The sequence below is a fragment of the Lancefieldella sp. genome, assembly GCF_057237245.1.
On the sequence record NZ_DBHHJM010000001.1, the window covers coordinates 258,487 to 284,158 of the forward strand.

At 47.3% G+C, this 25,672-nt stretch carries 20 protein-coding genes; 3 read left to right on the top strand and 17 right to left on the bottom strand.

Going from position 1 to position 25,672, the window contains the following annotated elements; all coding sequences use genetic code 11:
• Positions 1 to 10: 10 nt before the first annotated feature.
• Both rnhA and polA read right to left on the bottom strand, forming a co-directional pair.
• Positions 11 to 511 (bottom strand): ribonuclease HI, encoded by a 501-nt coding sequence (gene rnhA, locus ACO5GU_RS01210; protein ID WP_484844951.1) that lies wholly within the window; start codon positions 509 to 511, stop codon positions 11 to 13.
• Positions 512 to 545: 34 nt separating this feature from the next.
• Positions 546 to 3,284: a DNA polymerase I gene (gene polA / locus ACO5GU_RS01215; RefSeq protein WP_484929708.1), complete on the bottom strand. Its 2,739-nt coding sequence runs from the start codon at positions 3,282 to 3,284 to the stop codon at positions 546 to 548.
• A 248-nt stretch (positions 3,285 to 3,532) separates the two neighbouring features.
• Here polA and ACO5GU_RS01220 point away from each other — a divergent pair, with 248 nt between their 5' ends.
• A complete protein-coding gene (locus ACO5GU_RS01220; RefSeq protein WP_484881226.1) occupies positions 3,533 to 5,626 on the top strand; it encodes a glutamine synthetase III family protein in 2,094 nt (697 codons plus the stop codon).
• Positions 5,627 to 5,759: 133 nt separating this feature from the next.
• Here ACO5GU_RS01220 and ACO5GU_RS01225 read toward each other — a convergent pair whose 3' ends face one another.
• Together ACO5GU_RS01225 and ACO5GU_RS01230 are read right to left on the bottom strand one after the other, a co-directional pair.
• Entirely contained in the window at positions 5,760 to 7,046 is a 1,287-nt protein-coding gene (locus ACO5GU_RS01225) for an ABC transporter substrate-binding protein (protein WP_484929710.1), read from the bottom strand.
• 44 nt (positions 7,047 to 7,090) lie between these two features.
• Positions 7,091 to 7,669 (bottom strand): manganese efflux pump MntP, encoded by a 579-nt coding sequence (locus ACO5GU_RS01230; RefSeq protein ID WP_484817770.1) that lies wholly within the window; start codon positions 7,667 to 7,669, stop codon positions 7,091 to 7,093.
• Positions 7,670 to 7,774: 105 nt separating this feature from the next.
• Between ACO5GU_RS01230 and ACO5GU_RS01235 the strand changes: the two genes are divergently transcribed.
• On the top strand, positions 7,775 to 8,740 hold the full coding sequence (locus ACO5GU_RS01235; protein WP_484875989.1) for a zinc dependent phospholipase C family protein: 966 nt from the start codon (positions 7,775 to 7,777) through the stop codon (positions 8,738 to 8,740).
• Positions 8,741 to 8,859: 119 nt separating this feature from the next.
• On the opposite strand, the gene ACO5GU_RS01240 is transcribed toward ACO5GU_RS01235, so the two are convergent.
• The 13 genes from ACO5GU_RS01240 to ACO5GU_RS01300 all read right to left on the bottom strand — a co-directional run bounded on the left by ACO5GU_RS01240 (position 8,860) and on the right by ACO5GU_RS01300 (position 24,513).
• Positions 8,860 to 9,228 (bottom strand): arsenate reductase family protein, encoded by a 369-nt coding sequence (locus tag ACO5GU_RS01240; protein ID WP_484929713.1) that lies wholly within the window; start codon positions 9,226 to 9,228, stop codon positions 8,860 to 8,862.
• A gap of 20 nt (positions 9,229 to 9,248) precedes the next feature.
• A complete protein-coding gene (locus ACO5GU_RS01245; RefSeq protein ID WP_475003566.1) occupies positions 9,249 to 9,431 on the bottom strand; it encodes a hypothetical protein in 183 nt (60 codons plus the stop codon).
• A 70-nt stretch (positions 9,432 to 9,501) separates the two neighbouring features.
• Complete coding sequence (gene ligA / locus ACO5GU_RS01250; protein WP_484929715.1) at positions 9,502 to 11,619, bottom strand: NAD-dependent DNA ligase LigA; 2,118 nt, start codon at positions 11,617 to 11,619, stop codon at positions 9,502 to 9,504.
• 54 nt (positions 11,620 to 11,673) lie between these two features.
• Positions 11,674 to 14,718 (bottom strand): DUF4422 domain-containing protein, encoded by a 3,045-nt coding sequence (locus ACO5GU_RS01255; protein ID WP_484929717.1) that lies wholly within the window; start codon positions 14,716 to 14,718, stop codon positions 11,674 to 11,676.
• 80 nt (positions 14,719 to 14,798) lie between these two features.
• On the bottom strand, positions 14,799 to 18,131 hold the full coding sequence (locus tag ACO5GU_RS01260; protein WP_484929719.1) for an FtsX-like permease family protein: 3,333 nt from the start codon (positions 18,129 to 18,131) through the stop codon (positions 14,799 to 14,801).
• A gap of 2 nt (positions 18,132 to 18,133) precedes the next feature.
• The gene (locus tag ACO5GU_RS01265; RefSeq protein WP_484876921.1) at positions 18,134 to 18,835 is read right to left on the bottom strand and encodes an ABC transporter ATP-binding protein; all 702 of its coding nucleotides are present in this window, start codon (positions 18,833 to 18,835) and stop codon (positions 18,134 to 18,136) included.
• Between the two features lie 58 nt (positions 18,836 to 18,893).
• Positions 18,894 to 19,517 carry a hypothetical protein gene (locus ACO5GU_RS01270; protein ID WP_484874639.1) on the bottom strand — a complete coding sequence of 208 codons (624 nt, stop codon included), beginning with the start codon at positions 19,515 to 19,517 and terminating at the stop codon, positions 18,894 to 18,896.
• 49 nt (positions 19,518 to 19,566) lie between these two features.
• Positions 19,567 to 19,803, bottom strand: coding sequence for a hypothetical protein (locus ACO5GU_RS01275; protein WP_484929721.1), 237 nt, complete (start codon positions 19,801 to 19,803; stop codon positions 19,567 to 19,569).
• The gene (locus ACO5GU_RS01280) at positions 19,778 to 21,121 is read right to left on the bottom strand and encodes a Y-family DNA polymerase (RefSeq protein WP_484929723.1); all 1,344 of its coding nucleotides are present in this window, start codon (positions 21,119 to 21,121) and stop codon (positions 19,778 to 19,780) included. Before ACO5GU_RS01280 ends, ACO5GU_RS01275 begins: the two co-directional genes overlap by 26 nt.
• Before the next feature lie 3 nt (positions 21,122 to 21,124).
• On the bottom strand, positions 21,125 to 21,697 hold the full coding sequence (locus ACO5GU_RS01285) for a DJ-1 family glyoxalase III (protein ID WP_484904633.1): 573 nt from the start codon (positions 21,695 to 21,697) through the stop codon (positions 21,125 to 21,127).
• A 150-nt stretch (positions 21,698 to 21,847) separates the two neighbouring features.
• Positions 21,848 to 22,306, bottom strand: a complete 459-nt coding sequence (locus ACO5GU_RS01290; protein ID WP_313993982.1) for a PTS sugar transporter subunit IIA — start codon at positions 22,304 to 22,306, stop codon at positions 21,848 to 21,850.
• 93 nt (positions 22,307 to 22,399) lie between these two features.
• Entirely contained in the window at positions 22,400 to 23,593 is a 1,194-nt protein-coding gene (locus ACO5GU_RS01295) for an iron-containing alcohol dehydrogenase (RefSeq protein ID WP_484929726.1), read from the bottom strand.
• Positions 23,594 to 23,628: 35 nt separating this feature from the next.
• Positions 23,629 to 24,513, bottom strand: coding sequence for a DegV family protein (locus ACO5GU_RS01300; protein ID WP_035432023.1), 885 nt, complete (start codon positions 24,511 to 24,513; stop codon positions 23,629 to 23,631).
• A gap of 201 nt (positions 24,514 to 24,714) precedes the next feature.
• Between ACO5GU_RS01300 and ACO5GU_RS01305 the strand changes: the two genes are divergently transcribed.
• Positions 24,715 to 25,662 carry a DMT family transporter gene (locus tag ACO5GU_RS01305; RefSeq protein ID WP_484929728.1) on the top strand — a complete coding sequence of 316 codons (948 nt, stop codon included), beginning with the start codon at positions 24,715 to 24,717 and terminating at the stop codon, positions 25,660 to 25,662.
• Positions 25,663 to 25,672 lie beyond the last annotated feature (10 nt).

Sequence of the window (25,672 nt, forward strand, 5' to 3'; positions counted from 1 at the left end):
GCAGCAATGGCTAATCTGTAAAAAATCCTTGATCGTCAAGAAGATTGGAGCCGTCAGCAGCCTCAGTTGCCAGCTGATCACAGCGCTCGTTAAGTGGATGACCAGCGTGACCCTTGACCCATTTGAAGCTCACCTCATGATCTTCCATAGCAGCAAGGAGGCGCTTCCAAAGGTCTACGTTTTTGACAGGCTCTTTAGATGCTGTCTTCCAGCCTTTTCTAATCCATCCCGAAACCCATTTTTGATTAAACGCATCAACAACGTACTTGGAATCGGAATAAAGCTCTATCTGACAAGGGCGTTTAAGAGCTTCAAGCGCAACAATAACACCAAGGAGCTCCATACGGTTATTGGTAGTAGTTTTATAACCCTGGCTAAACTCTTTTGTATGCTGCTGACCAGAAGGATCGGTATACAGAAGCACTGCCCCATAACCACCAGGTCCAGGGTTTCCTCTAGATGCACCATCTGTATAGACGGTAACGTGCATGTATGAGGTTGCTGCCTCCATATAAAATCTCCTCTAGAACGTAGTACTTACGCATCTACTTTGCTTCAGCCCAGTTAGAACCATAGCTGACATCAGCAATTAAAGGAACTCGCAGAGTCACAACATCTTCCATGGTCTCTTTAACCAGCTTAGAAACAGTCTCAATTTCTGACTCTGGAACTTCTAGATCAAGTTCGTCGTGAATCTGAAGAATTAGCTTTGACGTAAGACCTTCATCACGCAGGCGTTTCTCGACATTAATCATTGCAATTTTGATGATATCAGCAGCACTTCCCTGCATAGGGTGATTCATAGCGGTGCGCTCGCCAAAGGCAATGAGCTGGCGATTTGACTGGTTGAATTCTCTGATATGGCGCTTGCGACCATACATGGTAATAGCGTAGCCACACTCATGAGCAGTACGAACGGAATCGTCAAGGTATGCTCGAACACCAGGATATGCGTCAAAGTAACGGTCAATCATCTCCTGCGCTTCCTTGCGAGAAATCTTAAGAGATGTTGCCAAACCAAAGGCCTGCTGACCATAGACAATACCAAAGTTAACTGCCTTGGCACGGCTACGAAGTGCCGGGGTGACCTCTTCAACAGGAACGCCAAAGACACGCGCGGCAGTTGCTGCGTGGAAGTCGGCGCCAGAATTGAACGCTGCTACCAGATGCTCGTCAGCAGAGAGATGTGCAAGCAAGCGAAGCTCAATCTGGGAGTAATCGCAGGCGAGAAAAACGCTACCCTCGGGAACGGTAAAGGCAGTGCGGACACGATGACCCAGCTCAGAGCGGGTAGGAATGTTTTGCAGGTTTGGATCAGAGCTGGAAAGTCTGCCGGTAGCAGCAACAGTCTGATTGAGTGTAGTGTGGATGCGCTTGTCGCCACGAATAAGTGCAGGAAGTGCATCTAGATAGGTTGATTTGATCTTGGCGCGCTCACGATACTCAAGAACGTCAGCAACAATCTGGTACTCCTGCGCCAGGTCTCCAAGCACCTTTGCGTTGGTGGAGTAGAACCCGGTGCGCGTCTTTTTAAGGCCATAAGTTGGAAGCTTGAGCACGTCAAACAGGATATGTGAAAGCTGGCTTGGAGAATCCAAGTTAAAATCCTCGCCTGCTGTCTGGTGAATACTTGCCACACGCTGCGCAATATCTTCACCCAGCTCCAAAGACTGCTTAGCAAGCTCTTGAGGATCAACGTAGAGACCACGACGCTCCATCGCAGCAAGTACAGGCAAAAGTTGCATCTCCAGAGAAGTAAAGAGCTCCAAAGAACCATCATCTTCAAGCTTTTTAGTAAGCACAGGCACAAGAACCCTAGCAGCTACAGCTCTTAGTGCTGCAGCGGGAATCTCATCTGTAGGCTCAGGAAGCTCAGAGCCAAAGTACAGCTCAACCAAGCCGTTGATATCAAAACTTGAACGATCGGACTCAAGCAGATACGCGGCAACACCCGTGTCAAAAAGTCGATCAGAATCAATGGTCTCAATATCCAGTTTCTGTGGCTCAGACGAATCAACAGGGCTTACCTCGTGAAGCAGTGCCTTAACATCATCTGCGGCAACACGGGCTTCTCGCAAAATACGCAAGAGCGCTGCAGTTGCGTTTTCTCCCTCAAATTTGAGGAGTGCCTTTTCGGTAGACACCCAAAGTGTGCGAGAAAGGCTAAAGAGCGCTCCGGAGTCCGCCGCAGAATCCTCTGCAACACCAATCCACTCCTGGTTCTCAATTGCAGCAGTGAGTGCAGCAGATGCGTCTCCTGCCTGCAGAAATTCTGACGGAATAGGAAGTGCGGGTGTAGCGGAGGCAGTTTGTGTGACTGCGCCAGCAGCAGACCCACCAGCCATGCGAGCAAGCCTTGAGGTCATACCGGTAAAGCCCAAAGCCGAGAAAGCCTTGACTACGTCATTTGGATCAAATGTTGGGAACTGAGCGTCGTCCAGGTTGATATCAAGCGGCGCATCAGTGCGAATAGTTGCCACCTTACGGGAAAGCAGCGCGTCATCAATGTGGGCGCGAAGGTTTTCTCCCACCTTGCCCTTGACCTCGTCAGCGTGAGCAATGACCTGGTCAAGCGAGCCATACTCCACAATCAGCGCAGCGGCTTTCTTGGGGCCAATTCCGGGAACGCCCGGAATGTTGTCGGAAGAATCTCCCTTAAGACCATAGAAATCTGGAACAAGCTCAGGCGTAATACCTGCATAGAGATCTGCCACAGTCTCTGGTGTCATAATTGAGACGTCAGAGACGCCCTTGCGCGTAGAGACAATCTTGACGTTTTCTGTGGAGAGCTGATACATATCGCGGTCGCCCGTGAAGAGCAGCATCTGATAGCCCTCTGCCTCACCGCGGCGAGCAAGGGTGCCCAAGATATCGTCGCCCTCCCAGCCTTCAAGCTGGCAGACAGGAACATCAAGCGTCTTGAGCAGCTCCTTGACTATGGGAAACTGTGCATGCAAAGCGGGGTCCATCGGAGGACGCTGAGCCTTGTACTGAGGCAACATATCAATGCGAACCTGTGGTTTACCCTTATCAAAGGCGCAAATGACACCATCTGGCGAGAAGGACTCAACAAGCTTGATAAACATGTTGAAGAAGCCAAACAACGCGCCAGTTGGCGTACCATCTGGAGCTGCCATTGGCTGACGGATTGCATGGAATGCTCGGTGCATGAGCGAGTTTCCGTCAATAACGGCAATGGTCCTACGTGGTTTAACTGCACCTTCTTTGATTGATGCAACCTCGTTTTGATCTGTAGTATCAACTGGCATAGTAGTATCAGACATACCTGCTCCTCTTAGTTTTGTGTGCTTCTATTGTACTAAGAGTTCCTCTGCTTATGCGCGCCAGAGCCCATGGAAACAAAGCCCACATCTCATTTGGGCAGCGGCCAAAATTTTTTGTAATCGTTATGTTTCTGTTTGTATCCTCGCCACTCTGCCTCTGCCAAACGTGCGAAAATAACAACCAACATAACGTGCCCAGCACGCGAGAAAACAGACTAACTGCCAGCATTTACCCACAAGGAGGGGCTGTGGCTCACGACAAAGTTTCTCAGGAATTTGGCTCACTTCTCTTTACCGACGCAGACATGCAAGAACGTCTGCCAAGGCCAACGTACAAGAAACTTCGTAGTGTCATCCAGGACGGCAAACCGCTTGACCTCGACATTGCAAACGAGGTTGCACATGCCATGAAAGAGTGGGCACTTGAAAAAGGTGCTACTCACTTCACGCACTGGTTCCAGCCTCTCACAGGTATTACTTCCGAGAAGCACGACAGCTTTATGACTCCTCAGGGAAACGGCACCATTTTGATGTCCTTCTCGGGAAAAGAGCTGGTACAGGGCGAGCCTGACGCATCAAGCTTCCCTTCTGGTGGTCTTCGAGCCACGTTTGAGGCTCGTGGTTACACGGTTTGGGATCCTGCAAGTCCAACCTTCATCAAAGACGAGGTTCTCTGCATTCCAACTGCATTTATTTCATACACCGGAGAAGCTCTGGATAAGCGCACCCCTCTGCTTCGTTCCCAGGTTGCCCTAGAAAAGCAGGCCAAGCGCGTTCTTGCCCTCTTTGGACAAGAGCCTTCTCGCGTTGTCACAAACATTGGTCCTGAGCAGGAGTACTTCCTTATCAAAGAGGAAGACTTTGAGCAGCGTCCTGACCTTATCCTTTGTGGTCGTACCCTCTTTGGCTGCGAACCAAGCAAGGGTCAGGAACTTGACGAGCACTACTTTGGCGCTATTCGTCCAACCGTCAACAACTTCATGAAAGAACTTGATGACGAGCTCTGGAAGCTAGGCATTCCTGCAAAAACCAAGCATAACGAGGTTGCTCCTTGCCAGCATGAGCTTGCACCTGTCTTTGAGCAGGGAGCACTTGCTATTGACAACAACCTTCTAACCATGGAGAAGCTTAAGCTTCTTGCTCCTCACCACGGCCTTGCCTGCCTTGAGCACGAGAAGCCCTTTGAGTACGTCAATGGCTCCGGTAAGCACGACAACTGGTCACTCTCCGCAGATAACGAGAACCTGCTTGAACCTGGCGATAAGCCTGGCGAGAACCTCCGCTTCCTAGTCTTCCTTGCGTGCCTTGTTGCCGCTGTTGACTCTCATGCAGACCTTCTGCGCATGTCGGTTGCATCTGCTGGAAACGATCACCGTCTTGGCGCAAACGAGGCTCCACCAGCGATTGTCTCAGTCTTTTTGGGTGCTGCGCTTTCTGTAATTGTTGATGACCTCATCACTGGCTCTGATGTTCACGGTGCAAAGCGCACTCGTATGGATCTGGGCGTACCAACACTTCCTGCAGTTCTTAGGGACAACACAGACAGAAACCGTACCAGCCCCTTTGCGTTTACTGGTAACAAGTTTGAGTTCCGCATGTGCGGCAGCCAGCAGAATCTTTCTGACCCTAATGTTATTTTGAACACCATTGTTGCTGAGCAGTGTGACCGCTTTGCAAATGACCTTGAAAACGTTTCTGGGGAGAACTTCACTAAGGAAGCTTTGAGCTGGGTTATTGACACCTTTAAGGCTCACGAGCGCATCCTCTTTGAGGGCAATGGCTACTCAGGCGATTGGGAGAAACTTGCCGAGGAGCGCGGTCTTCCAAACCTCCGCACCACCCCTGAGGCACTCCCTGCAATGGTTGCTCCAGAGAACATTGAGCTCTTTGAGCGCTACGGCGTTCTTTCTCAGGCAGAAGCACAGGCTCGCTACATTGCAAAGGCTGAGCAGTACACCAAGGTCCTTAACATCGAAGCTCGTACTATGCTATATATGACGCGCCACATGTACCTGCCTGCTCTCTTTACCTACTCAAGTGATGTTGCCTCTTCAGTTGCTGCTAAGCAGGCCATTGGCATCAAGAGTGCAGCAGAGACAGAGATCGTCGAGAAACTCACCGCAGGTATTGACGAGATTTACGCAGCTACCAACAGTCTTGATGAGATCAACACCACAGCTCACCAGATGAAAGATCAACCTCAGGAGCAGTGCGAATACTACTGCAATGAGGTTCTTCCTGCTATGGCCCGCCTGCGTAGCGCCGTTGACTCCATGGAGCTCATCTGCGGACATGACTGGTGGCCAGTTCCTAGCTACAACAAGATGCTCTTCTACGTCTAGTTCTTCATCAGAGCTTCTTGGCGAGAAAACCGGTCTTCTCGCCACTCCATCTTTAAAGCAAAACGGCTCAGTTTACCTGGGCCGTTTTTGGTGTCCAAATGCTTAACGTTTAGAAAGAGCTATGTGTTAAGAGCTATCCATTGATCAACTTACTGTAGAGAGCATGAACGTCTTCAAGCTTGATGAGATTGCCTTCTGCATCGGTTGGAGCAGAAGCTATCTGCATTGATTCACTTACTGCTGTCAAATTCAGACGATCTGCATACCAAGGCGTTGGTGTTCCCTCAATAACTGGCGAGAAGAACGAGTCCATTTCTCCCATGTGTTCAGCAGAATCTCGCTTAGTAATAAATTCCTGCCATAAATACGCTGAATACGTATGTTTTGACCCCTGACATACAAATGACCTTATCGTAGAGAAATAAGAAGTGCCTGGCAGAATAACTGAAAGATTATCAAAATCGTCTTTAGTAATTGCCCTATAAGCAGCGCTCAGCGGACAAACACAAGCCCTGTACCTGCCAAATCCTGTGTCTCTAATAGCTTGATGGGTACTCTCAGAAAATGCGTCAACATTTTCAAACAAACTTTGGATAATTTGAGCGCCTTTATCCAGACCATACTGGCCTAAAAAGAGCGATTCAAACTTCTTGCCCGTATACGTAAGTGCGGGGTCAGGAATAACATACCTTCCACGCAGGCCATCTGTAAGAAGATCGGTCCATTCGTGAGGACGCAAAATCTTTTTCTCATTAAGGCGTTCTTGATTTACCAGTAAAACCAATGGATCTGCAGCGTAGGCATACCAGTGTCCGTTGGCGTCAAAAAACTCAGGGCGCACGTACTGGTCTGTTGAAGAAACTTCAAACGGTTGACAATATGCGGAAGTCTCAAAATTTTGCATAAGAGCTTCGCTTGCCAAGAAAATGACATCGGGTTTCTCAAAACCCCAATCAGTACCAGATTTGGTATCAGAAGTTTCAGACTCCGAACTCTTACCAGAAGTATATGTTTGCTGAATAAACTCCTGAATTTCTTCCTCCGTTGCCTCACCCACCGTAACAGGCATAGAAAACATTCTTGAATATGTTTCTACCAGGGGCTTTACCGCATCTTTGGAAGTACATAAAAGATTGAGGGAGCCCTCTCGTTGCGCAAGTTGAATAAGCGCTCGAGCGTAGCCTGGAACTTTTGAATTAAGCTGTGGAGGAAGAAGCTCCTGCTGAACATAAGAAATTCCTGGACTCAAAACGTTTGCTACCGTAGCTATTACAGGTGCAGCAACCGCCGAGACAGCCAGGATAATAAATGAGGTTCTTGTAACAGAAGTGGCAGTTGGTGGAGTGATCTTCTCGTCAGGGTCTTTTGGTCCAAAAGTTTTATGCATCTTCTGGCGCAGACAATCTGGGATAAACTTCACGCTACCTCCTTACCTGCTACATAATCCGTCTGGTCAAACAGATTTTATCCAAAAAAGGCTTTTAGTCCAATCAGGATAAGTACTATACCGCCCACCATCTCGGCACGGTCGCCCAAAAGCGAGCCGAGTTTTTTACCAATGAACAATGCAATAGTGCAGAGGATAGCGGTAATAATGCCAAAGAGTGCTGAGGCAACCAAAATGTCTACGCTATGTGCCCTAAAACTTACCCCAACAGCAAATGCGTCGATTGCCGTAGCAACAGCTTGAAAGAGCAGCTTTCCATAAGAGAGCGTCGTAGCACTTTGCTGGGCTTCTTCCTCATCTTCCTCAGAAGCGTCTTCTTTGAGCGCCTTATAGCCGCTGTACAGCATGTTTGAACCGATGAAGCCAAGGATGACTAAAGAGACCATTCCTGCATACTTTTCAATCAATTCTGCTGCAATGCCGCCAACAAAATAACCGGCAAGAGGCATACCAAACTGAAAGAGGCCAAAGAAAAGAGGCATGCGCATGAGGCGAGAAAACCTATGGTCATCGAAGGCAAAAGTATTAGAGATGGTGACAGAGAACGCATCTGTTGCAAGCGCCACACCAAGCAGAAAAATTTCCAGTAGACCCATGTGTGAGTTCCTAGGTATCATTAAATCTTGTAACACAAAGATGAAATTTTAACGCCTATGAGCGTTTTTCAGCTACTCTTATACTGAAAAACTACAAGGAGTGTTATGCCTGCTTTAATAACCCACTATCTGTTTGGTGCAGAGGTGGTTAATGATTTGCCCAAAGAGCTCATTGCCACTGAAGCTGAGGTTAATGCATTTTTGCTCGGAAACCAGGGGCCTGATCCCTTCCTTGCACGTCATCTAGCCTGGCCAAACCACTCACTTGCCTGCAATAGGCTGCATCGTCGTATGCACGCAGGCCATATTGTTGACGCATTTTTATCCATTCGCGATGGGGTTTCTCGCCTCCCGCAGAGCGACATGCCAGCTGGTCGTGCGTTTGCACTTGGCCTCTTAGCACACTACGCACTAGATAGGATTGTCCATCCGTTTGTGTATTCCCAGCAAGATGCGCTGATTGAGGCGGAACCATCTCTCAAAAATGCCTACAGAGAGCTCCATCCTATTATCGAAACGGATTTGGATTCATATCTTCTTTGGCACATGCGCCACACTACCGTTGAGACGTTTCCACCAGCTGAGGTGCTTGAAGCCATTGAATCCACCAAACACGTTGGTGGCGCGCTTTTCTCGCAAGTAGCGCTTCAGGTATTTGGCCTTAATGTTGGCGTTGGTGAGTACGAGAAAGCCCTCCAAGACTACGCTCGCATTTACCACACGGTAGAGCGTACTGATCCTAAGTACACTACCAAGCTTCCTGACGTTTTATACAAGACCGAGAAGTTCATGCGCCCTTCAAACAATTCGTACGTTGCCGCAATGGCTCACCGTATTGTTATGACTGAGGACTTCCCTACCGCTAATCTCAAGCGTCTTCCCTGGAAAGAGCCTTACACAGGAGAAATTAAGACTGAAAGTATTCTTGATCTTATGGATGAAGCTCGTGAGTTCTACAAAGAGCTTGTTCAGGCAACTATCTTAGGTCAAAGAATCACCTTGGAAGAGCTGGTCGACGGTATCAATTACATGGGCAAACCCGTTGTAGAAATGGTTGATGACGAGGACTAACTCGCAGCAAAATACAAATGCGTTGAGCATTCAAACACGTAAGAGAAAAGCGGCTACTTGAATAGCCGCTTTTTTACTAACGCTTATCTGCAAACTGATGCATGCTGAAGAAGCTGGTTTTACAGAAGTGCTTCTTCCCATGCAGACTCTTTAAATCCAAGAAGAATAGTATTGCCTGCAACAACCAATGGGCGCTTGACCAGCATGCCTGTAGTGGCGAGCAGCTTATAGGCATCGCTATCGCTCATACCTGCATCAAGCTGCTCCTTGATGTTATTATCGCGATACACCATGCCTGAAGTATTGAAGAATTTCCTGATGGAGAGACCGCTCAGTTTGTGCCACTCAGCAAGCTCTTCTGCAGTTGGGTTCTCCTCTTTAATATCGCGCAGCGTATAAGAAACACCATGTTCATCAAGCCATTTAAGAGCTCTCTTACAGGTAGTGCAGCGAGAATAGCAAAGAACCAGAATGCTTTTATCTGCCATAGCTGTTCCTTTTGAATCAATTATCGATTACATAAAGGCAATCTTTTTTGAGTTACAAGCAATCCCAAAATCAATATTCCTAGAGAAACGCCATAGATCATACCGATAAAGAGGTCATTAACGTTTGATGCTGCGCCCAGGATGATTGCTAAAATCAAAAACATCATTCCAAGAGAAACATACTTACTTTTTAGTAGGTTCATTTGGTCGCCTCCTTTTTACTGACGGTAACGAAGCATTATAAATCAACACCTTGTTACTGACCATGCACATTTATGCAGGTGCCTGACCTGTTTCAAGAATTTGCTGGAGCGCGGCCTCATCAAGTACAGGAACGCCCAAGCCCTCAGCCTTTGTAAGCTTAGATCCCGCGGCTTCTCCTGCTACTACAAAGCTTGTCTTCTTAGATACAGAGCCGGAAACCTTTGCACCCATAGCTTTGAGCTTGGCGCCAGCTTCATCACGTGTGAAGTGTTCAAGAGTTCCCGTTAAAACAAACGTAAGTCCAGCAAGAGTCTGAGGAAGCTCGTTTTCTGCCTTCTCTTCCTCTAGCACTACGCCTGCCTGACGAAGACGCTCAATAACGGCAACATTTTCTGGTATCGAGAAGAACTCGTGTACAGATTCTGCAATCTTGGGGCCAATACCTGGGATTTCAGCGATCTTCTCGACAGGTGCTGTAGCAAGCGCCTGAATAGAGCCAAACTCCTGGGCAAGCAGCTCTGCGACGTTAGCACCAACGTGCCTCATGCCAATACCAAAGAGCACGCGTCCAAGACCGCGCGTCTTTGATTCCTCAACCTTTGCCATAACCTTCTTGGCAATTGTGTGACCCACAGGAATGCTGTCGCCAGAAAGGTGATCTGCAGTATCAGTATCGTAGACACGACCTGTAGGCATGCTTGCCAGCGTTTCTTCAGTGAGCTTATCGTAGAAGTCGGCAACGTCAGAGAGAACACCCTCTTCAACCATACGGTTAATAAGCTCGTCACCAAGGCCGTCAATGTCCATGGCCTTACGGCTGCCCCAGTGAATCAGGCGCTCAACTGCCTGAGCAGGACAATCAATAGAGACGCAGCGGAAGGCCACTTCTCCTTCTTCCTGAATAACAGGGCTGCCACAACTTGGACAGGTAGTTGGCATCTGGAACTCAACAGCATCTGCAGGTCGAAGACTCAAAACTGGTCCAACGACCTCTGGAATAACATCTCCTGCCTTGTGGACAATGATGGTGTCGCCCTCGCGCACATTTTTACGACGAATCTCATCAAGGTTGTGGAGAGTTGCGCGCGCAATGGTAGAACCCGCAACAGTAACGGGATCAAACTCAGCAACAGGAGTAAGCACGCCCGTACGACCAACTTGAATACGAATTTCTCGCAAAACAGTCTGCTTTTCCTCTGGTGGAAACTTAAATGCAATAGCCCAACGAGGAGCACGAGAAGTAAATCCTAGAGCCTCTTGGCTCGCAAATGAGTCAACCTTTACTACCACGCCATCAATGTCGTAGTTAAGATCTCCTCGCTGCTCAAGAGCTTGCGCACAGAAATCGTGGACCTCCTGAGCGCTCAGGCAACGACGGGCATGAGGATTAACATTAAAGCCGCAGCTACGAAGCCAATTTAAAAACTCCCACTGGCTGTGAACATCAAGAGGGCCTTCATCGGCTACTGCGTAGATAAAGGTCTCAAGGTCTCGGTGTGCTGTAATCTTTGGATCCTTCTGGCGCAAAGATCCAGCAGCTGCATTTCTTGGGTTAGCAAAAGGCTGTTTACCAGCAGCGTCCGCATCCTCATTCAAACGAATGAAGGAGTGCTTTGGCATATAGACCTCACCGCGGACCTCAATACTCTGGTTGAGGCCTCTATTCTCTACCTGCTCAAGACCAGCAAGCGCAAGCTCTCGTGGGACGTCAGAGATAGTCAAAACGTTTGCTGTGACGTTTTCTCCCGTGCTACCGTCGCCTCGTGTAGCAGCTCGTACAAACTGACCGTCACGATACGTGAGTGCAACACCTAAGCCGTCAATCTTAAGCTCGCAGGTATATGCCACAGGATTAGTGGGCGATGCACCAAGAGCTTCATCAGTTCTGGAAAGCCATGCATCCAGCTCTTCCAGATTCATGGCATCGTCCATAGAATACATACGAGCAGCATGCTGAACAGGCTCAAACTGCTCAGAAACATAGCCGCCTACGCGCTGCGTATAGCTATCCTCAGTTACAAGCTCTGGATATGCTGCCTCAAGCTGCTGAAGCTCAATAAGCAGTCGGTCAAACTCAGCGTCAGTGAGTTCTGGATTATCAAGAGCATAGTAGGCATATGCCGCATGGTTCAAGATTCTATTAAGCTCCGCTGCACGAGCGGCATCTTTTGGCGAAAGTGCTGCCATAACTACTCCAAACATAAAAACGTAGGTGCAAGAAATCTTGCACCTACCAGGTATTTATTTGCGTCCTCTTAAGGTTCTACCAAGGGCCTTAAGGGCTTCTCGCCTTGCGCTACCATATGGTGCAATAGGGTCAATAATCTTGCGCAGAGGACTTGCATCAGAAAGCGCACGCTCGTGGAACTCCGTGACATCTGCATCGCTTCTGGCGCCTGGTACCATGTCCTGAATAATAACCTCGTAGAACGGGGTGTTGCGCGCGTACTTCCAGAAATAGGAAGCCATGTCGCAGCTAGCGTTCTGCCAAGGCTTAATAGCGCCAGCAAAGTGAACAATCTTTGGAGCACGACGTGCTGCTTGATAGTCATCAAAGACGCTATTTGGTGCCATTGGATAGAGTTTCTCGGCACGGCCAAAGATATTATGCGTAACGTTCCAGTCAGCTGGTAGATAGACAACACGACCCTGGCACTCGCTGTTCAGAATATCTTGATCGTTGTAGATAAAGATCGGATTGGTTGCAATACGTAACCACTCCGGAACAGTGTGATAACGGCGCAGCTCAGCAGTATTGAAGACCATAACTCCTGCCTGGAAGTAGGCATAAGGATTCTTAAGATTAAGCACGTCAAGGCTGTACTTCATGCGGTCTCCGCCGCGAATATTAAGGTTTGCCAGATAGTCAATATCAAGCGTTGCGGCAATAAGATTGTTGCCCATTCTTACGTCATAAAGCTCTGCGACATTACCGTTAACCACAAGGTCAGAGTCAAGATAGACAACCTTATCGTAAGCAGAAAGAATGTCTTGAGCCAAGAAGCGGAAGTACGTTTCAACACTAATATGAGCGTTATTAGTGTCTAGCTTGTAGTCTTTGACCATGCGCCACACGTTATAGAACGTAATACGAGCATTCTTATAACGCGAGAAGTGCTTCTTAACCAGCTCCTGCTTTGATCCGCCAATATTGGTGTTGAGAACGACCACATCGTAGAAACGGTTGGGATCGGCATTTTCAAGCATTGAGCCCATAGCGCAGGTAAGAATTGGAACATAGTTGTTGTCTGCTGCAAAAACAACAGGAACAACGTTCTGGCTTGCAATCTCAGGCTTCTCTTCAAAGAGAGGAATAAACTTCTGACGAGGCTCTGGATTAGTAAAGTGAATGCACTGCAGCTCTTTTACCTTCCAGTTTTTGCCCTCTGTACGCAGCATATGCATACGCCAGATATTAAAGAGGCGCTCAGTCAGATGACCTGGGGTTCTTAGGGCCTCTTTGCTATAGGTAGACATATCAGTACGGGCGGTCCACTCGTCAACAAGTGGGAACACCCATGCTGCATAGCGATCAAAGAGCTCTTTACGCATGATATACATGTTGCAGAAGCACTGCTGATGACCGTTGAGAAAAGTGTTTACGTCCTCTGCATACTCTGGATGACGCTCAACAATGAGTGCAGCCATAGTATCCATATCCTTTGGATGGAGTAGCGGAGCGGAATGGTACTGCTCAAGAGGTGTATTAGCGCTTCCAGGGAATTTGCGAATATCCTTTACCCCAGTAGTAATGAGGTCATAGCCCTCAATGCACTGAGCAATGGTCTGATCATCAAGACCATATTTCTTGATGGCATCCTCATCAATGAAGTCATCCATAACCTCACCAAACGGATTTTCTGGATAAACCGTATCGGTGAAATTGAAGTAGCGACGATAATGACCAAAGCCAACATAGCGAGCATTGGTGATGTTCTTCCATGCCCAATACTGTGTAGTCATCTCACAGTACATAGGGTTTTTCTCGGTAATGTTATCGCCCTCATCATCATGGAGCATATACGTAAAGCGATTGGTCTTCTGGCCTGGTCCTACCTGGATAGGCTGAAGGTAATTACTTGCGGGAACATCAACATCTTTATGAGAAGTAATCAGAATGCGAATAGGCTGCTGCTCAAACATCTTTACCATGTGCTTTCTCTCTAGATACTCCATGTGCTCATCGGCAATCTGTTTCATGCGAACTGCCCTATCAAACGACAGTCCCTCATCCTGATTCATCAGATCCGCATACTTTTTTGCATACTTTCTAAAGCGATATGCATCGCTGTCTTCTGGAAGCTCAGTGCCAGTGGCAATGGCCTCGTATGCCTCATCTCTTACAAAGCGATAGAGCTCTCGAGCAGCTACCGATGGTCCAAAAAGAATGGCAAACGGCTCAAGGGCTGCTTCTTGATCTTCAGGAGCAAGACGGAATCTCCACTCAGCACTCAGAAGCTCCAACAGTCTATGCTTCATTCCCTTAAAGGAGTTGAGATGCGCAATGTTATCTGATTTACCAATATAGAGTTCTACCTGGTCAATGTTGTCCAAGAACTGATAGCAGAACTCTCCAAATTTATCTAAAGAAATACGAGAAGCGCCAGTTACACCAATACCATAGTGGTACAAAAAACCTCTGCAAGACTCAAAGCCATCAGCGGTCTGAGCCTTATCTGCCAGGATAAATACCTCATAGGCATCTTCTGCTCTTACCAGGCGCTCCGAAGTCATCTCTGCAAAGGCAGAGCGGAAAAGTTCTCCGCGATACAGGCGTTGCGTAGCTCGCCAATCAAGCTTCTGTCCATAGCCTTCATCATAAATAATGCGAAGGATATCGTCACCCTGAGTAAAGTCTGATTGTTGGTTAATGTAGCTCTCAAAAGACTTTGCATCAGTTGGGTCAACGCCATTTTCTGGAATAACAGTAATGCCAAGGTGGAGAATATCAACAGGGTTCTGATCAATACGAGCAACTACCTGCTCAAGAAAATCAGCAGTAACCTCATCATCACCGTCTAGGCAAAAGACCCACTCGCCTTTTGTATGAGCTGCAGCAGTTTTACGTGCCAGATGGAGACCTTGATTGGTTGGATGAGTGACAACCTTAAACCTAGAGTCATCCCCTACTGCTTCTACGATTTTCTCTGGAGTGGAATCTGTTGAGGCGTCATCAACAATAATTGCTTCAAAATCACCAAACGTCTGATTCTTTACACTTTGAATACAACGCCCAATGTATGATTCGATGTTGTATGCAGGAATTACAAAAGAAACCTTAGGCATACCAACTCCTTATAAGTAAGCAATCTCAACTATCTTCTATCTTATCTAAAATATGCCTCTCTTGGGCGGGCAAAAGATGTCTACTCGACGCTCTTCAAACTCTCAACCATATCAATATTTTTGAGCTTAGGTCGCATGGCAACATATACCAACAGCGAGAAGACAAGCGTAAGTCCAAAGGCAAACCAATAGCTTGGTGCATGGATAGCTCGACCAAACATAACAAGGTCAATCTCGGCAGTTTGAACTACAAATCCCTCAAGGTATGTTCCTAGAACAAGTCCAAAGAGCGCTCCAAAGATGGCCAACAAAGCAATCTCTCTAAAGACATAGGCATCAACTTCATGACGCGTAAATCCAAGTACTTTGAGGCTTGCAATTTCTCTAATGCGCTCTTCAATATTGATATTGGTGAGGTTATACAAGACGATAAATGCCAGCAGAGCTGCAGCCACAATAAGAATAGCTACAACACGGTTAACTACGGCAAGTGATTCTCTATAGGTGCGGATGGCTTCATTGACGTCATCAACAGTTGCAACTCCTGTCTGGTTAATAAGCTTTTCTCCAAATGCCTCTCTCGTTACTTGATCTTCGGGAAGCGTTGCATACCAGCCGTCCGCTGCTTGATCTTGAATACCTAGAGAATGCCATGATGAAGATCCCAGATACAGATACGACCCAACGTAATTCTCGGCAACTCCTGTAACAGTAAGCGTACTTGGCTCGCCAGAAGCGTTTCCGATTCTGTCTTGAGCATAGACCTGAATGGTATCTCCCACGCCTACACCCAGTCGTTTTGCAAGCTTTTCTGTAATTACAACCGAATCTTCTCCAAGCTCTATTGCTTGACCAGAAAGACGATTGCGCAGGGTAGCTAAGCCCGTGAGGTCTTGAAGAGAATTGCTGGTCATAATAGTTGTTCTTGTCAGTGAGCCTGCCTTTTGTGTAGAAGACTCAAGAAGAACGTTTTCTCTGGTTATGCGGCGGATATTTGTAGCACCCACCTGAGTAAGCTCTGCATTAATCTGATCTGCTTCTTCCTCAGAAACATCAGAAGTCATTCCTACTATGTAGTCATAATGCGAGATAGCTGGCCATTGGTTATCAATGATGTCGCTAATGGAATCTCTAAGACCAAAAGCCACCAATAAAAGCGCAGTACATCCTGCAATTCCTACCAGCGTCATAATCAAGCGTCGCTTATAGCGGACAAGGTTTCTGATTGTAACTTTCCACGAGAAAGACAATCTGGACCATAGAGGCTCAACGCGTTCAAGCAAAATCTTTGAGCCCGCTTTTGGAGCTTTTGGAAGCATGAGGCTAGATGGCTCTTCTTTCAAGGAAGATAAAACAGCAGCCATGGTTGAAAGAAGCGTAATGCCTATACCGGAAAGTCCAGAGAGTAGCGCACTATCAAGCTGAATAGAATAAGGAGCTCCCCCATTTGGGATGGTATAAATTGACCCGTATGCAGAGATGATAACGCCTGGCAACACTTGACTTAAACATGCTATGCCAATAACGGCACCCAAAAGTGAGGCGAGCAAGGCATATAACAGGTACTTTGCCGCAATCTGAGCGGTTGAATAACCAAGCGCTTTATGAACACCAATAAGCGTACGCTCTTCAGAAACCATACGCGTCATACTGGTAAGTGAAACCAGAGCTGCAACCAAGAAGAACATCAGCGGGAATACATTAGCAATATCATTGATACGCTCAGAGTCTGCTTGATAAGCTGCAACACCAATCTCTTTTGTGCGATCAAGTACATACACATCAGGCTCTTTAAGTTCATCAATCTTCTTTTGAGCTTCATCAAGCTCTTTCTGACCGTCAGCAAGTTGTTTCTCAACCTCAGCGCGTTGCTCCTCAAGACTCTGTCTTCCCTCGTTAGTCTGAGCTTCTGCACTTTGGAGGGCTGTTTGTCCTGCGCTCAGGCGACTAAGCGACGCGGCAAGTTTTTCTTGAGCCGCAGACAGCTGATCTGCAGTAGCACTTCTCGCCTCACTCAAATCCTGACGCGCCTGAGCCACTTGTGACTCTGCCTCATGCAGTTGAACTGTGCGCTGATCAAGCTCTTCCCTCGCAGCTGCAAGAGTCTGCTGCTGGGTAGCCAATTCTGTCTCTGCAGCCGTAATCTGCGCTTGTGTGGCGAGAAGGGCGTCCACTTGCGTAGTTGCCAGACCTAAAGCGCTGAGCCGTTGCTGCGCTTCTTCAAGACTTGAAGCGGTGATGCCTTGCGCAGCAAGCCCCGCAAGATACGCATCTCTACCCGCTTCAAATGCACTCTTTTGCTGTGTAAACGTTGCTTGTCCTGCATTATAGGCAGCAAGACCAGCCTGATACTGGGCCTCTCCTGCACTGAGCTCAGCTGTACCCTGAGCAATCTGAGCCTCTGAGGCAGTAATCTGAGCCTCCGCTTGTGCAAATTGCCGCTCAGCACGGTAGCGAGAAGCTGTAAGCTGCTGACGTCCCGCATCATATTGACGCTGACCATCAGCCAGTTTTTGCTGTTGAGCGGAAATCTGCGCTTCCGCGTCATCAAGCTTCTTTTGAGCATCCCCTAGTTTATCTGCGGCTTCCTGCCTTGATTGCTCCAGCTTTTGACGAGCCTCATCAACTTGAGTCTGAGCGTCATCTTTGAGCTCTTGCAAACGAAGTGAAGCAAGTGACGGATTCATCTGCGAAATGCGTTCTGCAACGCTATCAACGGCACTCTGATAGTCTGATGAGCCGCTTTTATAGCCGGTAGCACCCTGAACCGTTAGATACGCTTCGGTATAGGGGTCATCGTTTGCAAAAGCTTCTTCAGTAACATACACAAATTGCTGGACAATACCGTTGCCTAACGATGTGGTGCCAAAATTGCTTACATACGGATACGTTGGCGCATTTACAAAACCAACAACCGTGTACGAACCACCCTTTAAATGAACGCCGTTTGAAGTGTCAGGCAGCTCAATCTGTTGACCAAGGCTAATATCTGCACGTTTCTTGGGATCTGCGCTCATCACGCACTCGTAAGGCCCTTGAGGAAGCCTTCCCTCCACAACTATTGGTTGATTAAGCTCACCAGGTCTAAAAGAACTCACACGAGCAGTAGATTGCGAAGATGTCAGTGTAGCCATAACGTCTACCGTGCGAGAAGGCATAACTGCCTCAACGCCTTCAACTGACGCAAGGGCATGAACGTCCTTCTCGCTTAACCCAAGCGTAGAGATTACACGCAGGTCGTAGAGATGTTGGTTTGCGTAAAACGTATGAGCCGCTTCTTGCATGTCAGGGCTGGCCATTTTGAGTCCTGCAAAGAAGCCGCAGCCCAAGGCAACAATTCCTGCAATTGCAAGAAATCTGGCGAGAGACCCTTTGATGGTCCGAGTAATCTCGGTAAAAAGAGCGTGTGGCATGACTACCACTCGACAGTAAGCGCGTCAGCTGGGTGCTGATTAATTTCTACCGATTGAGCCTGACCCTCTTTAACGTGGATAACCCTATGAGCAATTTGAGTAAACGCAAAGTTATGCGTGACAATAGCCACGGTCTTATGCTGTTCTTTACACATATCTTGCAGGAGCTTAAGAATTTGCTTTCCTGTTTTATAATCCAGCGCACCTGTTGGCTCATCGCAAAGCAAAAGGCGTGGATTTTTTGCCAAAGCGCGCGCAATAGAGACGCGCTGCTGCTCTCCGCCAGACAGTTGAGCTGGGAAGTTATCCATACGATGCTCAAGACCAACAGCGCGTAGCGCATCTTCTGGCTGCATGGGGTCAAGACAAATCTGTGACGCAAGCTCAACGTTCTCTTTTGCGGTGAGGTTAGGAACTAGATTGTAAAACTGGAAAACAAAACCAATATCATGACGACGATAGAGCGTTCTTTCTTTTTCTGAAAGCCCACCAATTTCTTTTCCGTCTAAATAAATAGACCCGGAGGTACAGGTATCCATACCTCCGAGCATATTCAAAACAGTTGTTTTACCGGCACCTGATGGGCCGACAATTACGCAAAGCTCTCCCTCTTCTATGGAGAAGTTCATGTCATGGACAGCGTTTACCTTGACGGAGCCCATGGTATACGTCTTTGTTACCTCTTTAAATTCAACAAAAGACATACGTTTCTCCTATGAGAAAAGATAATTCTCCTGAACAAGAGGGGGTGTGCGTGAGGAGCTACTCCTGTGGAGCCTCTGGTGCCGCAGGAGCCTCTGGAGCTGCAGGAGCCTCAGGTGCAGCTGGTGCAATGGTTGCATCTGGGACAGATGCTGCTGTAGCCTCTGCAGTTACAGGGACAACAGGAGCAACCTCTGCGCCCTCAGTAGCAAGAGGCATTGGAGCAACAACAACCTCTTCCTCCTCAAGATCAGCCTGACGCTGGTCAAACTCTTTCTTAGCACGAACCCAAATGAGAAGTGCAAGAAGAGCGGTAAAGAGCAGGAAGGTAACAATCATGACGTTAAGAATAAGGGTGGTGAAGTTCACTGCCTGGCTGATAGAAATCATCACAGAGAGCTCTGTAAGTGCGGAAGTTAAACCAACTACAGAGAGAATGGAGAGACCCCACCTAAGACGAGGACGGAAGCCCCTCAGAAGACCTGAAACCGCAGCAAATAGGTAACACAGGAAAACAATGTAGGTGACACGTGCAAGTATCAGGGAAATTGGACTTGTCTGACGAGTTGCAAAGTTAAATACCGTGTGGAAATAGCTGAGATACTGAACTGGTGCAACAAAATCAATGACGATAAAAATGAGAGCCACAATTGCTGGGATGGCAATTTTTGCTTTGGGGTTCATGAAACCTCCTCGATTTCTTTATACGACCTGTCTATTTTATCGTATAAACCTATGACCAGTGCGGTAAGTCATGAAAGTCTTTTATATGGTCTTGAGCTTCTTGTTCTCTTTCTGCTAAGGTCTCTCTTAAACCCTTCAATGCATCAAAGGGCATAAATATTTTTGCCCTGTTTGCCCGAGGCATGCGAGGATGTCCGTAGTGCATCTGCGATGCAAACACCTCCTCTTTTGCACCATCTTCCGCTGGCGAGAAATCCTGTCTAGGCTTCATTGGTTTCTTCTCCACTACGGTGTCCTCCAATCTGAGCATTTCTCTGTCGAGCAGTTGCTTCGGGAAGTAAGTCCATAGCTTTGAGCAAAGAGTTCTTTCCAAACTTCTTCTTTATGGCGTTGATGGTATCTTGGCGCTGGCGCTCTTTCTCTAAAACGGTAGTGTCCTGAAAAAGCGACGTCTGAATACCTGAGCCCGTTTCTTCTCGAGTGTTTCCAAAGGTAAGGCCAACGCGATGCACGCTTTCTGAAGGTATTACTCGCTCGTCAAAGAAAGACAAAACCTCTGCCATAAGCTCATCTCTAGAGTTAGTAGGGTAAGAGAGTTTCCTAGTACCACTGCTGGAGGGAATATGTCTTCTCCAGTTTCTATAATCCCCTGTTTGCCTCAGCTCTTCCATCTGGCCCTCTGTTGCCGAGTAGCCAATATAGATGCCAATAGAAGAGCAGACCAGCTTTTGCGTTACAAGCTCTAACGTCAACGCCTCAACCATCTCTTTAAAGATAAGACGCGCGCCCTCTGTGTCTCTGTTGTGATCAAAGACCTGTGCTGTTGAAACTGAATGGCTTTGAGACTTATAGGACTTAATATCTGCAATGGTAGTTGGTTCAATGCCCCATGCGTGATCAATAAGAATTTCTGCATCAACGCCAAATTCTTTATACAAAGGTTCTGTAGGAGCCATGGCAAGCTGCCCCATGGTGTGAATATTCATTGCCGCAAGACGCTTTTGAATACCTGCACCAATATGCCAAAAATCAGTCAAAGGTTTATGATTCCAAAGTTTAAGTTTGTACGACTCTTCATCAAGCTCACCAAAGAAATTTGGGCTGTGCTTTGCTGTAATATCAAGCGCAATTTTTGCCAGATACAAATTTGGGCCCAAACCACAAGTAGCAGGGATACCAGTAGTTTTTGCTACGTCTGCACGGATCTTCTCGCCTAGCTCTCTTGCTGTGCATCCGTAAAGCGATAAGTACGGTGTTACATCGATAAATGCCTCGTCAATGGAGTAAACGTGGATGTCTTCTGGGGCAATGTATTTGAGGTACACCGAATAAACGTCTGCAGAGCGTTCCACATACAAAGCCATGCGAGGAGGAGCCACCTCATAGGTAAGATTTTTGGGAATCTCAAAAACGCGACAACGTCCAGGAACACCCAACGCACGAAGCGCCGGTGAAACCGCCAAACAAATTGTCTTTTCTGTCCTAGTAAGATCAGCCACAACAAGCTTAGCCTTCATGGGATCAAGGCCCCGCTCAACACACTCAACCGATGCGTAGAAACTCTTTAGGTCAATAACCAGGTACTGTTTTTGAGAAGGTGTCATGGCTTAGATAAGCACAATACCTTGAGAAACTTTTTCTGCCACGTCATTACCTACAAGATAACGGACAATCTCTAGGCTAAACTTAAGAGCGGTTCCTGCACCTTGGCTGGTAATGAAAGAGCCATCGACACAAACCGCATCTTGCGAAAGATTGGCGCCATTCTCTGAGAGAAAGTGCTGGAAACCTGGGTTGGAAGTGGCCTTTTTACCCGTAAGTAATCCACGCTTTGCATAAATTGAAGGAGCAGCGCAAATTGCGGCAAGCGCACGACCATCTGCTGCAAACGCATCAACTGCCTGCATAAGTGGCTCACAAGCCTCAAGATTAGTGGTTCCGGGAAGACCACCAGGAAGCACCAACATGCTGTAATCATCAAACGAGACCTGACTGAGCAGCTTGTCTGTTAAAAAAGTAACCTGGTGAGAAGAAGTCACGCTCAAAGAATCAGATATAGACACTTTGTCACAAGGAATACCTGCACGATACAGGACGTCAACAACGCTCAGTCCCTCAATCTCTTCACAACCATCAGCAAAAAAGACAGCAACGCGCTTGTCAGTACATGGTGTAAACATCTGACTCCCTTCTCGACTAAAACTAGTACAAGTGTACGCCTTTTTACATAAAAAAGGACACTCAAGTTTGTGCTTGAGTGTCCAAAATTTTACCCAGTTAAACTGTTACAGAAAGTACCCGTCAAGCTCCCTATAGCCTGGCGAGAAACCCTACTCCTCGCTAATGCCCTCGTTAATAGCCTGAGCAATAACTTCCTGATCATTAGAACCACGGAGCAGAGACTTAAACTCATCTCTCATCAGAAGAACAGCGGTCTTAGAAAGAAGCTTGATGTGAGTGGTGCCAGCCTCTCCATCTGGAACAAGCAGTGCAATAGCAACATCAACGGGCTTCTCGTCAAAGGAAGGCCACTCAAGAGGGGTGCTGTTCTTGAAGACAAAGACAGCTGCATCCTTGATGGCAGCATCTTTTGCGTGAGGAACTGCAAAGCCGTCAGTCATGCCGGTCTCGCCCATTTCCTCACGAGCTAGGAAAGCATTGTAAACAGCGTCTGCATTATCAGTTACGCCAGCCTCCTGAGCCTTATTGGCAATAAAACGCAGGACATCATTACGGCTCGCTGCGTTCTGATTAACAAAAACGTTGTCTGCTTTAACAAAACCGCTCATGAATCTTCCTTCCGTATGTTTGAGCTTAGTGGCTCAGTAACTTCGTATGTAGTAATAATACCCGCAATGAAACAAAATTTACCTTGAGAAACTTTACTTTAGAGCCATCCTCAGAATCTGTTGAACATCTGCTGTTTTAAGCTGCATAAAGTTACCTGCATGATCTCCACCGCGAGCGGCAATAGTGCCCTCAGCCATCTGAAGAATATCCTCTTCAGAAGGGTCTACTCCAAGCTCTGCAAGGGAGGTTGGCATACCAATTGCATGACACCACTGATTCCACGTTTCAATTCCTGCAAGGCCTGTAGCGACAGGATTATGGAAATTGTTTTGAACTCCAAAAACATTGACCGCAAACTGTGCAAAGCGCTCTGGATCTTGGCCCATAACGTAGCGAGCCCAGCTTGCCCAAATAGCTGTGAGGCCAGCACCATGAGCGACGTCATACTTTGCGCTGAGCTCATGCTCAATTGCATGAGAGGCAAAATCGCTTACGCGACCAGTGCCGGTAAGTCCGCAGTGAGAAAGCGACGATGCCCAGAGCAAATCTGCGCGTGCAGCGTAGTTCTCTGGTTCTTTGACAGCAACCAGAACAGCTTCTTTTACGGTACGCAAGAGTCCCTCAGCCAGCTCGTCAGTGAGTGCCACGTCCTTCTCGAGCGTAAAGTAGCGCTCCATGGTGTGCATCATGATATCTGCGCCTGTTGATGCCGTCTGATAAGCGCTTACAGAGTAAGTGAGCTCTGGATTCATGATGGCAAAGCAAGGACGACCGCTCTGATGGTGATAAGAACGTTTAAGCACGCGACCGTCGGCCAGCGTAATGTTCATGACAGAAGAATCTGAGGTCTCAGAGCCAGTTCCTGCGATAGTAGAAATGACACCAATAGGAGCTGCCTTTGAAACACTGACCTTATGCAAATAGAGGTCTTCAAGAGAGACTTCATTGGCTAAGCCATATGCAATAGCCTTAGCGGAATCCATGACAGACCCGCCGCCGATAGCCAAAATGAAGTCAACACCCTCGCGTTTACCCAGCTCTACAGCTTCTTCTGCAAGCTCTAAACGAGGGTTAGGAACAACTCCACCACAGTCAACATACGCAATTCCAGCATCGCTTAAAAGCTGGTGAATCTGGTCAAGCAAGCCGCTCTTTACCACATGATTGCCACCAAAATGCACCAGCACCTTGCTGCCTCCATGAGCAAAGACAAGCTCTGCCGCACGAAGCTGAGTATCTTTTCCAAAAACAACCTGAGTAGGTACAACGTACTCAAAATTAACCATGACTAAAGCCCTTTCTTACCTACTCGAGCAACATCTTAAGCGCGAGGCTCTTCTCCCCACCAGAACGTTGCAACAGTTCCAGGACCAGTATGAACGCCAATTGTTGCACCAATAGTAAAGATGTTGATATCGCCTATCTGAGGAAGTTTTTCTTTAATAAGCTCTTTAACAGCCTGAGCATCAGAAGCGCACTCGGAGTTAGAGATAAACACCTTACGCGCATAAGCGTTTCCCCGCTCAGCAGTCTGAGTCATAATCTCAACAACGCGAGCAGTTGCCTTCTTTTTGCCACGTGCCTTCTCTTTAACAGCCAAAGAGCCGTCGGCCTCGACATCCATAACAGGACAAATGTTAAGCATGCCGCCAAGCAGGCCAGCTGTCTTAGAAATGCGACCGCCGCGAACAAAGAAGGTCAAATCTGTAGAGAAGAACCAGCCATACACACGATGACGTGCTTCTTTAGCCCATGCAACTGCCTCGTCAAAAGACAGGCCTTCATCGCGTTTATCGGCAAGACCATCTACCAAGAGACCATAACCAGAAGATGCCTGCAGAGAGTCAACAACCTCAATCTTTCTGTCAGGGAACTCCTGCTCAATCTCTACCTTTGCCTGGCAAGCAGACTCGTATGTTCCAGAAACGCCCGAACTCAACGAAACATGAAGAACATCTTTGCCTTCCTCCAGGAAAGGACGCCAGAAGGCCATGTACTCACCAATTGATACCTGTGAAGTGCGGCACTCAGCACCTGCAAGCATCTTTTTAAAGAGATCAGCTGGTGCATTAGTGCGACCAAAGTCATCCTTGCACTGAACACCATCAAGTTCGTAGTTGAAATATACGTATTTCACATCTCGTGACTGAAGGTACTTCTCACTTACATCGGCCGTAGAACAACAGGTCAAAACGTAGTTGGACATACAAGTCTCCTTGAAATATCTTCTTGCATAAAACAATCGCACACACTTATTTTTCTTGCAGATGTGAGTATACTTCTAATCTCATTTTTATGCTGCTTGTGGGGCGTTCCAAGTGCAAAATCACGTATACTTGCACGCGTTTGATTTTCTCAAAACACTACCTATACCTTAACTTTTACCTTCGACGGGAATGGATAGCGCGTGGCATCATCAGATCTTTCTACTAGAAACTCTTCCAGACTCACACTAGATACTTCTTCTGCGCTTGTATGGAAGCTTGCTCTTCTTGTCTGCGCACTTATCTGGGGCGGATCTTTTGTTGTTATCAAAGATGCAATTAGTTACATCTCGGCAGCTTGGCTTATGACCTTACGTTTTGTCTTTGCTGTAGGTATTGTTGCCATCATCTTTAGAAAAAACCTTAAAGAACACTTGGATGCCACCCATATCAAATACGGCGTGCTTTTAGGCGTTCTTAACGGTTTAGGATATCTCTTCCAAAATGGAGCTCTTGCTTATACCACTGCAGGCAAAGCTGCTTTTATTGCATCAATTTATTGCGCGATGATTCCGTTTGTAAACTGGCTTATCGCAAAGAAAAAACCTCATGGAACCAGTATTTTTGCAGCCTTTTTATGCGTAGCTGGCATTGGTCTTATCTCACTGGGCACTGATTTTTCGTTCTCGTTTGGCTTGGGCGAGCAGATGACATTGCTTTCAGCTATTATTTTTGCCTTTGATTTTGTGCTTATTGCCGAGCTTGCTCACAAATACGACATCATCACACTTACGGTGGTGCAGCTTGGTGTGAGCGCCCTTCCCTGCCTTGCCTACGCGCTTTGCTTTGAAACGGTTCCCAATTTTGCGGTATTGCCCACAAATGCCTGGGTTGCTCTCGCCTACATCACTCTTATTGCAACCGCGCTAACCGGTGTTTTGCAGAACCGCGCACAGAAGTCAGTTGCTCCTGTTCAGGCCTCACTAATTATTTCTCTGGACAGTATTTTTGCAGCAGTTTTTGGCGTTATCTTCCTTGCTGAAATTATTACACCTACGATTTTCCTGGGCTTTATTGTTATCTTTGTGGCAATCTTTATCAGTGAGCTTGGCGAGAAACCCGCGGAACCCCAAACTTCTTCAGAAAACTAAAGCTCTCTAT